Genomic DNA, 14,874 nt, shown 5'->3' on the forward strand with positions numbered 1-14,874 from the left:
TAGGGCGCACAGGAGGCGCACGATGCGTGTCGCAAGCCCCCTGTGCACCCTGCCGGGGCATTGCGGGTCCGGTTCTCAGGCGAGGCCGAGCCGCTCCGCCGCGGTGGCCGCGTCGACGGGGACGGTGACCGGCTGCGGGGCGCCGGCGACGGCCCAGTCGGGGTCCTTCAGGCCGTTGCCGGTCACGGTGCACACGATGCGCTGGCCCGGATCGACCTTGCCCTGTTCGGCGGCCTTGAGCAGGCCGGCCACGGAGGCGGCGGAGGCGGGCTCCACGAACACCCCCTCCTGCGCGGCCAACAGCCGGTAGGCGCGCAGGATCTCACGGTCCGTCACCTCGTCGACGGCGCCGCCGGACTCGTCGCGCGCCCGCAGGGCGTGCTCCCAGGAGGCGGGGTTGCCGATGCGGATGGCGGTGGCGATGGTCGAGGGGTCCTTGACGACCTCGCCGCGCACGATCGGGGCGCTGCCGGACGCCTGGAAGCCCCACATCCGGGGGGTCCGGGCGGCGACGCCGTCGGCGGCGTACTCCTTGTAGCCCTTCCAGTAGGCGGTGATGTTGCCCGCGTTGCCGACCGGGAGGACGTGGATGTCGGGCGCGTCGCCGAGCATGTCCACGATCTCGAAGGCGGCCGTCTTCTGGCCCTCGATGCGCACCGGGTTGACCGAATTCACCAGCGCCACGGGGTAGTTGTCGCTGAGGGCGCGGGCCAGCGTCAGGCAGTCGTCGAAGTTCCCCTCCACCTGGAGGATCTTCGCGCCGTGCACGAGGGCCTGGCCCATCTTGCCGAGCGCGATCTTGCCCTGCGGCACCAGCACGGCGGACACCATGCCGGCGCGTACGGCGTAGGCGGCGGCCGAGGCGGAGGTGTTGCCGGTGGAGGCGCAGATCACGGCCTTCGCCCCCTCCTCCTTGGCCTTGCTGATGGCCATGGTCATGCCCCGGTCCTTGAAGGACCCGGTGGGGTTGGCCCCCTCCACCTTCAGGTGGACCTCGCAGCCGGTGCGCTCGGAGAGCACCTGCGCGGGCACGAGGGGCGTGCCGCCCTCGCGGAGCGTCACGACCGGCGTGCTGCCGGACACCGGCAGCCGGTCCCGGTACTCCTCGATGATTCCGCGCCACTGGTGGGTCATTGCTGGTTACTCTCCTTCAACCCGCATGATGCTGGCGACACCCCGCACGGTGTCGAGCTTGCGCAGCGCCTCGACGGTCCCGGTGAGGGAGGCGTCCGAGGCCCGGTGGGTGACGACGACGAGGGACGCCTCGCCGTCCTTGCCCTGCTGCCGGACGGTGTCGATCGACACCCCGTGCTCGGCGAACACGGTCGCGACCTGGGCGAGGACGCCCGGTTTGTCGGCCACGTCGAGGCTGATGTGGTACCGGGTGACGACCTCGCCCATCGGCGAGACGGTCAGGTCGGCGTACGCCGACTCGCCCGGCCCGGTCGCGCCGTTCAGCCGGTTGCGGCACACGGCGACCAGGTCGCCGAGGACGGCGGAGGCGGTCGGGGAACCGCCGGCGCCGGGGCCGTAGAACATCAGCTGCCCGGCCGCGTCGGACTCGACGAAGACGGCGTTGTACGCGCCGCGCACGGAGGCGAGCGGGTGGCTGAGCGGGATCATCGCGGGATGCACCCGCGCGGTGACCGACGCCCCGTCCTCCGACCGCTCGCAGATGGCGAGCAGTTTGATGGTGCAGCCCATCTCCTTGGCCGAGCGGAAGTCGGCCGAGGTGACCTCGGTCATGCCCTCGCGGTAGACGTCGTCCAGCCGCACGCGCGTGTGGAAGGCGATGCCGGCGAGGATCGCGGCCTTGGCGGCGGCGTCGAAGCCCTCGACGTCCGCGGTCGGGTCGGCCTCGGCGTACCCGAGGGCGGTGGCCTCGTCGAGGGCCTCCTGGTACCCCGCCCCGGTGCTGTCCATCTTGTCGAGGATGAAGTTGGTCGTGCCGTTGACGATGCCGAGCACCCGGTTGACCTTGTCGCCGGCGAGGGACTCGCGCAGCGGGCGGATCAGCGGGATGGCGCCGGCGACGGCTGCCTCGTAGTAGAGGTCCTTGCCGTGCTCCTCGGCGGCGGCGTGCAGCGCGGCCCCGTCCTGGGCGAGCAGTGCCTTGTTGGCGGAGACCACGGAGGCGCCGTGCTCCAGGGCGGCGGTGATGAGGGTCCGGGCGGGCTCGATCCCGCCGATGACCTCGACCACCACGTCGATGTCGCCGCGTTTGACGAGGGCGGTGGCGTCGGTGGTGACCAGTGCGGGGTCGATGCCCTCACGCACCTTGTCCGGCCGCCGCACGGCGACCCCGGCGAGCTCCACCGGGGCCCCGATGCGGGCGGCGAGGTCGTCGGCGTGCGTCGTCATGATGCGGGCCACCTCTGAGCCGACCACTCCACAGCCCAGCAGCGCCACCTTCAGCGGACGCGTACGCATCATCCGACCTCGTTTCCTCATACCGTCTGCGGTTGGACCAGTCTCACGCACCGAACGGGAGTATCTACCCTTCGTCCGGATCGTGAGACATGTATTTCATGTGTGCCGCGGCGGACGACCGGAGATCCTCCGCCCCCGCGGACCTTGGGGCGCGCGGTCACCCGACGTCGAGACGCAGCAGGTCCTCCTCCGTCTCACGCCGGACGATCACCCGGGCCGCGCCGTCGCGCACGGCGACGACGGGCGGCCGGGGCACGTGGTTGTAGTTGCTCGCCATGGAGCGGCAGTAGGCGCCCGTCGCCGGTACGGCGATCAGGTCGCCCGGCGCCAGGTCGGCGGGCAGGAACGCGTCCCTGACCACGATGTCCCCGCTCTCGCAGTGCTTTCCGACGACGCGGGCGAGCATCGGCTCGGCCTCGGAGGTCCGCGACACCAGCGCCACGCTGTACTCGGCGTCGTACAGCGCGGTGCGGATGTTGTCGGACATGCCGCCGTCGACGGAGACGTACGTCCGCAGCCCGTCGAGCGGCTTGACGGTGCCGACCTCGTAGAGCGTGAAGGCGGTGGGGCCGACGACGGCGCGTCCGGGCTCGACGGAGATCCGGGGCGTTCGCAGACCGGCGGCCTCGCACTCGCGCGTGACGATCTCGGTGAGCGCCTTGGCGATCTCGTGCGGCTCGCGGGGGTCGTCGTCGCTCGTGTAGGCGATGCCGAGCCCGCCCCCGAGATCGATCTCGGGCAGCTCCACCCCGTGCTCGTCCCGGACGTCCCGCAGCAGCCCGACCACCCGGTGGGCGGCGACCTCGAACCCGGACATGTCGAAGATCTGCGAGCCGATGTGGGAGTGGATCCCGATCAGTTCGAGCCCGTCCAGCTGCAGGGCCCGCCGCACGGCCTCGGCGGCCTGCCCGCCGGCGAGCGGGATGCCGAACTTCTGGTCCTCGTGGGCGGTGGCGATGAACTCGTGCGTGTGCGCCTCCACCCCGACGGTGATCCTGATCTGGACCTTCTGCCGCTTCCCGAGCGACTGCGCGATGTGGGCGACCCGCACGATCTCCTGGAAGGAGTCGAGGACGATCCGCCCGACGCCGCTCTCCACGGCACGGGTGATCTCCGCCACGGACTTGTTGTTGCCGTGGAAGGCGATGCGCTCGGCGGGCATGCCGGCGGACAGGGCGGTGGTCAGCTCCCCGCCCGAGCACACGTCCAGGTTCAGCCCCTCCTCGTGCAGCCACCGCACGACGGCCCGGCACAGGAACGCCTTCCCCGCGTAGAACACGTCGGCGTCCGGTCCGAACGCGGTGCGCCACGCCCGCGCCCGGGCCCGGAAGTCGTCCTCGTCGAGGATGTAGGCGGGCGTCCCGAACTCCTCGGCGAGCCGGGTGGCGGGGAGCCCGCCGACGGTGAGGACGCCGTCCTCGTCCCGGCCGACCGTCCGGGCCCACACCTTGGGGTCGAGGGCGTTGAGGTCGGCGGGCGGCGCGGAGTAGTGCCCCTCGGGAAGGACGTCGGCGTGGCGGGGCCCGGCGGGGTGGGCGGAACGGCTCATGACTCTTCGGACTCTCTGTCTCTCTCCGGGGCGCACGCGGTCTCGGGCGCCTCAGAGATGTTCGGGTGCGTCGATGCCGAGCAGGGACAGGCCACCGGCCAGCACCGTTCCGGCGGCTTCGGCGAGGGCCAGCCGGGCACGGTGGGCGGCCGAGGGTTTCTCCTCGCCGCAGGGCAGCACGGAGGGCAGAAAAGGCAGCACGGCATCGGCGACGGTGACGAGATGCCGGGCGAGCCGGTCCGGGGCACGGTGGGTGGCGGCCGCGGCGAGGATGCGGGGGTGGTCGGCGAGGGGGGTGAGGAGCGGGTGCGCGGCGGTGGCCTCGGCGCGGGCGGTTCCGGTGCGGAGGTTTCCTGCGCGGGCGGTTCCGGTGCGGGCGGTTCCAATGCGGGCGGTTCCGGTGGCCGGGTGGGCGGCCCCCGTGGCCGTGCCGCCGGCCGCCTCCGGGCCGGCGTCGGGGGTGTCCGGGTGGCCGGCGTCGAGGATGTCCGGGTGGCCGCCGACGGGGCCGGGTTCGGCGGTGAAGCCCAGGCGGACGGCGTTGCGGCTGAGGGACCGGATGCGCGCGTGGGCGTACCGGACCCGGAAGAGGGGGTTGCCCTCCCGCTGGACCAGGTGGTCGGCGGTGATCCGGGGCCGGTCGTGCGGGGCGGGGTGCAGCAGGGCCCACCGGGCGGCGTCGGGCCCGAGCGGAGCGGGATCCTCCGGCGCGGGCACGGGCCGCAGATTGACGGGCTCCCCGTGCTCGACGGTGGCCCGCCCGCCCTGGGCGGCGACGATGCGCACGACGGCGTCGGCGACGACCTCGGCCCGCACCTCGTACGGCACCCGCAGCGCGACGACCTGCCCGGCGAGGGCGTCGGAGTGCCCGTACCGCGGCCCGGCGTCCCGGATCTCCCGCACCAGCGCGGTGACGGCGTCGGCCTGCTCGTCCAGGCTGATGTTGAGGAACCCCGGCCCGGTGACGACGACGTCCCGGATGCCGGCGGCGCCGACGAGGCGGGCCCGCAGGATCTCGGCGATCCGCCGCGGCGGCAGCCCCGCCGGCCGGGCCAGCCGCAGCGCGATCGCGGTGGCGAAGTCCCCGCACCCCCCGGGCCCCGGCTCGGTCACCACGGCCCGCTCGGGCACGGTCACGCTCAGCTCCCCCTCGTCCACAGCACGGCGCACCGCGCGCAGCACGGTACGGGACAGTTCGACGGGGGTCACGGGACAAGCCTAGGGGAGGCGGCGGACGGACACGCGAGCCGGTCGACACGTCCCGGACCGGGCGCGGGGGTGCCTTCGGCGACCGCCGCGGGAGCCCGGTGCGCGCATACCGCGCCGCGGGTGCGTACCGGGCCGCTCCAGCCCCGCGAGGGCACCGTCCACCGGGGCGGGCGTACCTGCGGAGCTTGCGAACCCGGCTGGTCAAGCCACCGGGGCGCGCATGGGAACGCGGCAACCCCGCAGGCGCCGACCACCAAGGGGGGCGGCCCGGAAACTACGCCCCGTACGGCAGCCCACCGGGTACGCCGTCGGAGACCCCGTCACCGTCGGCCTCCCCGTCACCACCCCCGCCCGGCTCACCGCCGGGACCCTCTCCCCCGTCCGCGCGACCGTCGCCCCCGCGGCCGTCTCCCTCCTGCCCGTCCCCGCTCCGCCCCTCCCGTCCAGGACGCCGGCCGTGGGCGGTCCGGCGCTCCATGAGGCGCATGACGAGCCGTACCAGTTCGGCGGGCTCGAAGGGCTTGGCGAGGAAGGCGTCCACGCCGACGTCCAGGCCGGCCTCGACCTCGTACTGCGTGCAGGCGCTGATGATCGCGAGGGGCAGGTGGTGCGTGCGGGGATCGGCGCGGAGCCGGGCGGCGGTACGCAGTCCGTCGAGCCGGGGCATGACGACGTCGAGCGTCACGACGTCGGGCTGCACCTGATGGATCACGTCCAGGCACTCGGCACCGTCGGCCGCGGTCACGACCTCGAGCCCTTCGAGCTCGAGGTTGACCCTGATCAGCTGCCGGATGACCTTGTTGTCGTCCACAACAAGCACCCGGCCGGAAGCGCCTGGCACACGTCGAGAGTAGGTCCGAACCGGCCACCGCGTCCGGGTTTTCCCCACTTCCACCCCCTGCCGGGGACCCGTCGTGCCCCCGCGGAGCGCCCGCGCACGCCCCACCGGGGAATCGGGTTCCTGATCACCCCTCCGGACCTGCTAGTGTTCTACCCGTCGCCGCGAGCGAAGAGCTCCGCAGCCGACACGCCCCCGTAGCTCAGGGGATAGAGCAACGGCCTCCGGAGCCGTGTGCGCAGGTTCGAATCCTGCCGGGGGCACCCAGCATGAGGTGCCCAAAGACCCCGTCACCAGCGGAAACGCTGAGGCCGGGGTCTTCGCGTATGTGCAGCCGTGTGCCGCTCGGAGCGGGCGTATGCCGAGACCTGTGGACCATTCGTGGACAGGATCGTTAGGCGTCCGCCCTGGTCAGCTGGACAAACCGAGCAGCCGCGCACGCGTCTACAGGCCGCGCACTAGACGACAGCGCCAGGCAGGCCACCAGCAACGCCACACAGCGGCGTCCTCCTCGGCTGTGTCAGGGATTGCACCGAGCCAGGCGCGCGGGTTGGCTACCGTCTGCGCATCAGGGCAAGGCCGTAGTTCCGGGGGGTGGGGATGTCCAGCGGCACCATCTCTGTGATCGTCGCGAGCGTTGGCGTACTCGGCACGCTGGCCTCAGCAGTGATCACTCAAGTGCTCGCCCAGCGTGCCGAATCGGCAAGATCGGAGATGGAAAAGCAGGTCCGTATCGCGGAACAGCGAGCTTCTGAAGATCAACGGAAGATCGATCAGCTCCGAAGCTGCTACGTGCAACTGAACGCCAATGATCGCTACTACCGAGATGCAATGCTGGCGTACGCCTACGCGCTCAAGTCGGGAGCCGCCGATGCAGAAGCAGCGGAAGTGAATACTGCGCGGCGCGCCCAACGGGACACCCGCGCTGAAGCTCAGCTGATTGCAAGCGACGCAGTACTGCAGATCGAGAGCCGCGTGAACGCCCAGCTCACAGCCGCTTACAGGGACCTGATGGAGGCAGCAGGCGAGTCGGATTCATCCACTCGCGAGGCGAAACTCAACCTCGTCATCCGTCGCTTAAACTCACTCACCGAGCAACAAGGGCACGTGCGAGCACTCATGCGTGTTGAGGTGCGCGCCACTGAAGAACTCCCAGACTGGTACGACCCCAACATCGGGGCCGCATCGCATTGGCAACACAGCCACTGAATATTTACAGCCGATGATGCGAAAGGCGCAGGCCCCCCGAAGAACCCGAGGGGCCCACGCCTGGTGGAGCAGTGATCACTCGTACTCGCGCAATAGCTCCTCGATCTTGCGGTTGGCGATCTCCTGCCGACCATCGATGCACTTGGCGTAGCGGCTCAGTAGCACCTCGACGCTGTTGCCCGCACGCTCGGCTACCTCGGTGGGGTCCACGCCCGAGTTGAGCCAGGTCGACAGTGCGGAGTGCCGGAGATCGTACGGACGCGCAGCAAGCGGCGAAGCGACCGCAGCCGGCGGGAGCGCCAGCGCACGAGCCTCCTGCCAGACGCGGTAGTACGTGGACGAGCCCACCACTCCCCCGCGCTCGTTGGTGAACAGCCGCCCATCCGAAGCACTGCCGAACGTGTCGAGGTGCTGCCGGAGGATGGCGACGAGCTGGGGCGGTATTGGTACGAGCCGGACCTCCTCCGCCGGCCTGTTCTTGAGGCCGCGGTCGTCGTGGGTCTCGCCGGAGTCGGTCCATTGCTTGCCCACACTGAGGCTTGTCCGGTTCAGCAGTGCCGTCCCCCAGCCGACTCTAGGCAGCTTCAGGTCGGCACTGGTGAGGCCCACGGCCTCGGCCGGACGCAGGGCGCCGTAGTACATGCAGGCGAATAGCCGACCAGTCGGCGGCCACGCGCCCGGCTGTACCCACCGACGTACGAGACCGCAGTCAGCAGGGAACGAGCCTGCTCGGGATTGGCAACAACCCGGGGATCGACTTCCCCGGCAACCTTCGGCTTCTTCCAGCGGATGGCCGTGATCGGGTTCTCTTTGAACTCTCCGAGGTCCACCGCGTAGTGCAGCGCGTTGACGAGTGTCCGACGCTCGCGCCGGACAGTCTCCGCAGCTGCCGCCGTTCCGTCGAGTTCAGCTGAGCGACTCCAGGACGGCCCTGCCGATCGCGGTGAGCCGTTTACGACGCTCACTCCGGAGCGCGTGCCGGACTCGATGGCGGGGGCGAGGAAGGTGTGCGAGAGCCAGAAGCCGAACAGGGCGATCAGGACGACGATCCAGGTGCGCACGCCGAGGAACTTGATCGCTCCCCAGGCGAAGAAGCCGAGGACGACAGCAATTTGGTCCGCCAAAACGAGGTTGACGTTGGCAGAGCTCTGGCCTTTGCTTCCCGACACGGCGCCGGAAAGAGCTCCGTACGAGCTGAGCCCGTTCACGGCCCTACGCTACGAGCACCTTGCCTCAGGCCCTATGGCCTCCGGGCCAGATTTCGAAGTTGCTTGGCTTAACGGCGTGCCATGGAGCTTGTACGACAATCGGGATTCTCCCGGCGTCGTTGAGCAGTGGCTGGCGAGGTATCCCAAACTCACAGGGTGGACAGGAAAGCCAAAGATTGCGCTGCTCGGCGGTGATGTCCGCATCAGGTTGGTGTGGCCGACACAGGCGGAGCATGCCGGTTGGCGAGAACTTCAGCGACTGAATCCGCAACTGAGTGGTTTCCCAGATGTGCGCGCACCGTGGGTACGTCGAGCCACCCAATATGGCGGGGAGTGGTGGGTACTACCCGCCTTGCATGGTGTGTCCGAGCCTGTGCATCCTCTTCTCGTCTGGTGGGCGATCCTGCTGGCACTCTCCTCTCTCGCCCGCTACGAGCCAGAGACCTGGGCCAACCTGATTGACGTTGATCAGCCGGCGTTCCCCGCGGTAGCGATCGAGCACCTCATGGACGAGGCACTTTCCGCGATCCCTGCTCTGACGGCTGCCGCCCTGGCCCATGTCTCAGCGTTCGCCAGCGGATGACCTGAGACGTCGACCACGCGCTGGAAGTTGTGGACCATGCGTGGACCGGTCCATGCCTGTTCTGCCGCGCTCGTGCCATGACCTGCGGCTTCGTCCCGGTGCCAAACGCCCTCCGGAGCCGTGTGCGCAGGTTCGAATCTTGCCGGGGGTACACTGTGCAAGTGTGTCCAAGACCCCGTCACCAGCGGAAACGCTGAGGCCGGTGTCTTCGCGTATGTGCAGGCGTGTGCCGCACGGGATCTTGGAGCATCGCCGCAGGTCACTGCTTCCTTTCGACCCACAATCTGGCTTCCCTCGGCGGCAGTGCACCGTCGTGGCCCCAGTCGTGAAGCCGCCGCATCCGACTGCTTAGATCGCCGGCATGACGGACTGGTCCCAGCTCCACCACGCCTACGGCACGGCAGAAGACGTTCCCGGCCTGCTCGACGCAGTGAGCCCGGCAGCGAACGATCCGGGCTGGACCGCACTGTGGTCCCGGCTGTGCCATCAGGGCACCGTCTACTCAGCAAGCCACGCGGCCTTGCCGATCTTGCGAGACATGGCACGTCAGTGGTCACCTGCGGACAGGCAGATGCCACTCATGCTGGCAGGTGCCATCGCAGCGAGCACCGATCAGCCATACGGCGAGCACGATCCCCATGTGGCCTACGCCTCGGAGATGTCCGACCTGGCGCAACTGGCAGAGGAAGCCCTTCAAGATGCGGCTCTCGGCAACGACCCCGATACTTACGTCTACTTGCTGGCCGCGCTCATCAGTTTCGAGGGGATCGAGGTCTGGGGAGAACAACTCGAAGAACTCAACGACGGCGAGTACGAAGTCCCCTGCCCCTCGTGCAGTACAGAGAACTTCATAGCCTTCGGCGAGTACGGCTGCTTCTCTACGACCGACAGCATGTACATGAATGAGACCGCAGCGAAGAAGCTGCCGCTACAGCCTGCGGACGCCTCGACGCTGGAGGGGCTGGCCCAAAGACTCCACAGCCGCGCACTGGCAGACGGTCAGAACGATGTCGCGCACAAGCTGACTTACGTTTTCGGCAGAGCACAGTGCGCCGAGTGCGACGAGGTCTTCAGCGTCGCGGAAGCCATCACCACTCGCTGGGACGCGTGAACCACTGCCGCCGATCAGCTCACAAGGCGCGATGGAAATGCCGCCCAACTCATCAAGGGCTCGGTGAACAGTCATCAGTTCGTCGCGGCGGGCGTTCATGTCGGCGCTCCTTCCGTTCGAGGGGCGGGTTCGAGGGATGCGGCAAGTCAGACTTCGGCGCGCGACAGGCCGGTCCCGGCGAAAACCCAGCGGGCGAGGACGAGCGTGGTTTCGCCGCCCTGCGGGACAACTGGAGCGGTCTGGGCGATGCGCCACCGGCGCGGGCGTCACGGAGGGCGCCGAGGGTGGTGGAGTAGCGGCGGGACCTGGTGGAGAAGTGGCCGCGGAAGGTCGGCGGAGCGGAGGGGGCGGACGTCGAGCTGGCGGGAAGGCGGACGCGGCCGCAGCCATCGGCGCTCCACTACGCGGGTGCGGTAGGGGTCGGGCAGGGCGATGCCGTTTCGGAGGCCGCTCGGAGCGTGGCCAGGCCTTCTCAATGTCTACGCGGCACGTGAGTTTCACCGCCGCTAGGCCATGTACGTGAAGTCAGGGGAGCCAGCCAGAGTCGCAGGCCGACGGGGGGGCGCTGCAGCACACACGCAGCCGGGTCAGAAGAGGCTGATGACCAGCTTTTCCACGGTCAAGGCGACCAGGATTATCGTGCTTGTGAGCAGCCAGCGCGTTCCACGCTGCAGCTTCCTTGTCCTGGCATGATGAAGACGTATGCACCGCCACAGTTCGAGAATGGCCGCGTCGGTGACTTCTTCCGTACTCTGGGACAGGAACTGTATGCCGCCGATAAGTCGCAGACGCTCACAGTACCGCTGTAGCTGTATGCGAGCGAGAGCCGGGTTTCCGGCGGTCCGGAAGACGTCGAGGGCGTTCGCGTGCCCATAAGCACGCCCATCACCTGCACAACAGAGTATGCACTCACTGCCAAAGCGCTCAGGGCAGATACCCCGATGACTGGTGCTACGCGCGAGGAAATCGAGCCGGAGACGACGACCACGTCGATCTGCATGCCGGCGGCGCGGAGGAGCTCCACGAGCGAGGCGTTGCCGTGCGGCTGGTCGTCGAGCCGCAGCATCCTGCCGCCGTGCAGGACGTCCGCGGCGTGTTCCAGCCTGCCCGATGCCGTCCTCCTGGCGGTCGTCCCCCTCTCCTCCTGGGCGCGGTCGAGCAGCTCGCCGGCGAGTTCGAAGTCGAAGCCCAGCGCTCGCATGGCCGTCAACCGGGGTACCACGCGCTGGATGACCGTCTCCCGCAGAGTGAAGTACACGGCGGTGGCGAAGCCGTATGACGGGGGGCCGGGCCGGTGGGTCAGGGGTGGGCGGGGAGGTCGTTGACGTGGACCTCTGCCAGTAGTCCCGCTGTCTCGCGGTAGGGCACCGCCAGGCGGGGCGGGCGGGCGTCGCCGGCCGCTCGCCTGGTCAGCAGGAGGGTGCCCGTCTGGATCTGCCGGTACCAGTGCACCAGGATCTCGACGTGTGCGCCCGGCTGAATGTCCACGGTCATGCGCTGGGACGAGGTGTGCTGTTCCGTGGTCTCCGTGCCGCGGTGCACCTCCAGGGTGGAGGTCAGTTCCGCCTCCGCCACCACCACGTCGGCTTTCAGCGCCCTGCTCATCGCCGCCTTGACGTCCCACGCCACAGAGCGCTGCCACTGCCGGGAAACGGTCCGCTCCACCCGGACGGCGGCGTGCGTGCTGTTCGCCCACACGCCGATGCGCTCCACCGCGTCGAGTTCCCGCTCCGTTCCGTCGGTCGATTTTCCGGCCGACTCCCAGACCGTTTTGTCGGTTTGTCCACGGTTCAGCAGAGCGATTCCCACGGAAATGGCGATCGGCACGACGAACTGGATCACTTGACGGCCCCCCAACGGTTCATCGGTCACCTGCCCGGCGGCGCGATTCGGCCGCCCCCGGCCGGAGCTTCCGGGAGGAGCATGGCACATTTCGCACAGGTTGGCGGCCTATCTGGGGATGGAGGTGTTTGGGGTGCGGTTTCCGTTTTGATGGCATCGTGCGCACGCAAGGGGCGTCGGCACGTCTTTGTCGTGCGCTGCGGCTGCTGTGTGGCTGCGGCGTGGCTCCGGCACAGCTTCCGCATGGGTCCGGCACGGTTCCGGCATGGTTCCGGCACAGCGTGTGTCCGTACCGTGGCGGTCCCGCTCCCGCGCAGGTCACGAGGCTGCAACAGGGGCGTCGAACCGGCGCCGTGGTGCCCCGGCGCGATCGGCGCCGGGGTACCTTGCTCTCGGTGGCCGGCGAGCCCGGCGCCGGCCGGGACGGTGCTGCCGGGTGTCCGTGCGCGCGGCCGTGTGCCGCCCGGGAAGGCTCCCGATCCGGCGGTTGCCGATCTCACGCCGTCCCGGAGAGCCAGAATGACCGGTGCGCGGGTAAAGTCCGACCACCTACTTGAGTTGAAGACCATCCGTATGCATCGGCTTCCGGCCCGCGCCCGTCTGATCGCGCCAGTCAGCAAGTCCGTGCTCGAGGATGTTGAGTTGCCTGGAGCCCGCGAAGTGTCAGCATCGCCCTTGCCCGCTCGGTCGCGCACCGCTCGGTTGCGCACCGCAGCGGCGCGCCTCCTCCTGCCCACGGTGCTCGCCCTGTCGTTCGCCGGTCTGGCCGTGGGCGCCTTCCTCCCCAGCGTTCCCCTGCTCGTGGTCTGCACCGCCGGCGCACTGGCGACGGACATCACCCTGCACCGCTGGCAGCGGAGCGTGGCCGTCGCCCTCGGGAAGCTGCACGCGACCGTGACCGTGCGTCAGGTCGTTCGGGACATGCTCCTGGTGACCGGGCTGCTCCGGATCGAGGAGCAGCGTTACGAGACGCGGTACCTGGTCCTCGTCTGCGGCCTGCTGCTCTTCTACGGGCTGCACTTCACGTGCCAGGCGCTCGCGACCGTCGTGCGCCGCACCCGCACGCTGCCCGTGCTGACCCGGAACATCGACGCCTCGCCGCTGCGGCTGAGCCCCGCTCCCCCGGCGCTGCTGCTGCGCCGCTCCGGGCAGCGGCTGCTGCTGTTCGGTGTGCCGTCCGCGGCCGGTCTCACGGCCACCGCGGTAGCCGGTGCGGCGCGGTGGGCCGTCGGGGGGATCGCCGTGTCCGCCGCCCTGATGGCGGTGGCCGCAGGCGTGCTGCTGGTGCGGCTGCTGCCGCGACGCCGGCCGGTGACGGGCGAGCAGGCGCTGGAGTGGTTCGAGTCCTGGCTCGCCGAGTACCGGCCGACGGTGGGCATGTACTTCTCCGGCGGCACCAGCTCGGCCTACCAGGCGAACATGTGGCTGGAGCCGCTGTCCCGGCTGGAGGGCCGGCCGATCATCGTGCTGCGCGAGCGCTTCATGGTGGGCAAGATCGCGTCCACGGACATCCCGATCGTGTGCCTGCCGAAGGTCGCCGACCTGATGCGGCTGGAGCACTCCACGCTGAAGATGCTGATCCACCCGTCGAACTCGGGGAAGACCTCGCAGGTGCTGCGGATCCCCACCATCAAGCACGCGTTCGTCAACCACGGCGAGAGCGACAAGCTCTCCAGCTGCAACCCGTACGCGAAGGCGTACGACGAGGTGTGGGTGGCCGGTCCCGCGGCGCGCGAGCGGTACGCCCTGGCGGCCGTGGGCGTCGACGACCGGGACATCGTGGAGATCGGGCGCCCGCAGCTGGACGTGATAAAGCCGTACGCCGGTGCGCCCACGGGCCCGTACACCACGGTCCTCTACGCCCCGACCTGGGAGGGCTGGGACGGCAACCCGGGCAACACCTCGGTCATCGAGGCCGGTGAGAACATCGTCCGCGCCCTGCTGGCCGATCCCGGGGTCCGCCTGCTGTACAAGCCGCACCCGCTGACCGGTTCGGTCGATCCCCGGGCGGGAGCCGCGAACAAGCGGATCCAGGAGATGATCCGCGCGGCCAACGCCGTGCGCGCCGCGGAGCACGCCGGCGAGCGGCCCGCGCCCTCCGCGGCGGCGGAGCTGGCCCGCCGCACCGCCGAACTGGACCGGCTGACCACGTCCGCGTTCCGGGCGAGCGCGGACGACGCGGAGCGGATGCTGCTGCAGACGGCTCCGGAGCCCGGGCGGGCCGCGGCCGTGACCGCCGCGACCGCCGCCTGGGAGGCCGCGTACTGGGCCTCGTTCCCGGCCTGGGAGCACCGGATCGTCGTGGGGGCCCGGCCGTCCGTCTACGCCTGCTTCAACGTGGCCGACCTGCTGATCAGCGATGTCTCCAGCGTCATCTCCGACTACCTGGCCAGCGAGAAGCCCTACGCCGTCGCCAACACCAGCGGCCTGTCGGAGCAGGACTTCCGCGACACCTTCCCCACCGTGCGGGCGGGCGCCGTGCTGACTCCGGACGCCTCGGGCATACCGGCCCTGCTGGAGTCCGTGCGGCACCCGGAGAAGGACCTGTACGCCGAGGCCCGTGCCGAGCTGAAGCTGCATCTGCTGGGTCCGTCCGACCCGCCGTCCGTCGTCCGGTTCAACGAGGCGGCCCGTGCGCTGTGCGCGGCGGCCGACGAGCACCGGGCGGGCATGGCGGTGCGGAATCTGTCGGGCATCCCCCGGCAGCGGGACGCCGTGGCACCGCTGGAAGGGAGCGCTCCGGGGGCCGAGTCCCGGGGCGTGTGACGCATCATCTCAGCGACGCCCGGCCGTCGCGGCGACAGCGGTCGCCGCGGCGGCCGGGCGTTTTCCCGCGGACCTCCGGCCCCGGGGTGCTGCCCGGCCGGTCGGTGCGAAGCGGTGCGCGGCGGCCCG

Annotated in this window: 11 protein-coding genes, 1 tRNA gene and 3 pseudogenes; 5 read left to right on the top strand and 10 right to left on the bottom strand. The window is 70.1% G+C overall.

Features of this window, described 5'->3' with window-relative positions; genetic code table 11:
- Positions 1-75 precede the first annotated feature (75 nt).
- The 5 genes from thrC to ABZ261_RS04205 form a co-directional block, all read right to left on the bottom strand.
- On the bottom strand, positions 76-1,134 hold the full coding sequence (gene thrC, locus ABZ261_RS04185; RefSeq protein ID WP_356855083.1) for a threonine synthase: 1,059 nt from the start codon (positions 1,132-1,134) through the stop codon (positions 76-78).
- Between the two features lie 6 nt (positions 1,135-1,140).
- Positions 1,141-2,433, bottom strand: coding sequence for a homoserine dehydrogenase (locus ABZ261_RS04190; protein ID WP_356855085.1), 1,293 nt, complete (start codon positions 2,431-2,433; stop codon positions 1,141-1,143).
- A 154-nt stretch (positions 2,434-2,587) separates the two neighbouring features.
- Entirely contained in the window at positions 2,588-3,979 is a 1,392-nt protein-coding gene (lysA, locus tag ABZ261_RS04195) for a diaminopimelate decarboxylase (RefSeq protein WP_356855087.1), read from the bottom strand.
- 51 nt (positions 3,980-4,030) lie between these two features.
- Positions 4,031-5,188 (bottom strand): ArgS-related anticodon-binding protein NrtL, encoded by a 1,158-nt coding sequence (gene nrtL / locus ABZ261_RS04200; protein WP_356855089.1) that lies wholly within the window; start codon positions 5,186-5,188, stop codon positions 4,031-4,033.
- A 274-nt stretch (positions 5,189-5,462) separates the two neighbouring features.
- Positions 5,463-6,077 (bottom strand): response regulator, encoded by a 615-nt coding sequence (locus ABZ261_RS04205; RefSeq protein WP_356855091.1) that lies wholly within the window; start codon positions 6,075-6,077, stop codon positions 5,463-5,465.
- A 140-nt stretch (positions 6,078-6,217) separates the two neighbouring features.
- Between ABZ261_RS04205 and ABZ261_RS04210 the strand changes: the two genes are divergently transcribed.
- Positions 6,218-6,289, top strand: a tRNA-Arg gene (locus tag ABZ261_RS04210).
- A 337-nt stretch (positions 6,290-6,626) separates the two neighbouring features.
- Complete coding sequence (locus ABZ261_RS04215; RefSeq protein WP_356855093.1) at positions 6,627-7,235, top strand: hypothetical protein; 609 nt, start codon at positions 6,627-6,629, stop codon at positions 7,233-7,235.
- A gap of 75 nt (positions 7,236-7,310) precedes the next feature.
- On the opposite strand, the pseudogene ABZ261_RS04220 reads toward ABZ261_RS04215, so the two are convergent.
- Together ABZ261_RS04220 and ABZ261_RS04225 are read right to left on the bottom strand one after the other, a co-directional pair.
- Positions 7,311-8,174 (bottom strand): annotated as a pseudogene (locus ABZ261_RS04220) (tyrosine-type recombinase/integrase); the annotation flags it as partial.
- A gap of 5 nt (positions 8,175-8,179) precedes the next feature.
- Positions 8,180-8,359 (bottom strand): annotated as a pseudogene (locus tag ABZ261_RS04225) (hypothetical protein); the annotation flags it as partial.
- Positions 8,360-8,816: 457 nt separating this feature from the next.
- On the opposite strand from ABZ261_RS04225, the gene ABZ261_RS04230 reads away from it, so the two are divergent.
- Both ABZ261_RS04230 and ABZ261_RS04235 read left to right on the top strand, forming a co-directional pair.
- Complete coding sequence (locus ABZ261_RS04230) at positions 8,817-9,026, top strand: hypothetical protein (RefSeq protein WP_356855095.1); 210 nt, start codon at positions 8,817-8,819, stop codon at positions 9,024-9,026.
- 361 nt (positions 9,027-9,387) lie between these two features.
- Positions 9,388-10,137 (top strand): hypothetical protein, encoded by a 750-nt coding sequence (locus ABZ261_RS04235; RefSeq protein ID WP_356855097.1) that lies wholly within the window; start codon positions 9,388-9,390, stop codon positions 10,135-10,137.
- Positions 10,138-10,283: 146 nt separating this feature from the next.
- Here ABZ261_RS04235 and ABZ261_RS04240 read toward each other — a convergent pair.
- The 3 genes and pseudogenes from ABZ261_RS04240 to ABZ261_RS04250 form a co-directional block, all read right to left on the bottom strand.
- Positions 10,284-10,465 (bottom strand): annotated as a pseudogene (locus tag ABZ261_RS04240) (replication initiator); the annotation flags it as partial.
- A 306-nt stretch (positions 10,466-10,771) separates the two neighbouring features.
- Positions 10,772-11,395, bottom strand: coding sequence for a hypothetical protein (locus ABZ261_RS04245; RefSeq protein WP_356855099.1), 624 nt, complete (start codon positions 11,393-11,395; stop codon positions 10,772-10,774).
- A gap of 41 nt (positions 11,396-11,436) precedes the next feature.
- Positions 11,437-11,979: a hypothetical protein gene (locus ABZ261_RS04250; protein ID WP_356855101.1), complete on the bottom strand. Its 543-nt coding sequence runs from the start codon at positions 11,977-11,979 to the stop codon at positions 11,437-11,439.
- 738 nt (positions 11,980-12,717) lie between these two features.
- Here ABZ261_RS04250 and ABZ261_RS04255 point away from each other — a divergent pair.
- Positions 12,718-14,745, top strand: coding sequence for a hypothetical protein (locus tag ABZ261_RS04255; protein ID WP_356855549.1), 2,028 nt, complete (start codon positions 12,718-12,720; stop codon positions 14,743-14,745).
- Positions 14,746-14,874: the final 129 nt, after the last annotated feature.

The organism is Streptomyces sp. NPDC006193, from assembly GCF_040613915.1.
Classification (GTDB): Bacteria; Actinomycetota; Actinomycetes; order Streptomycetales; family Streptomycetaceae; genus Streptomyces.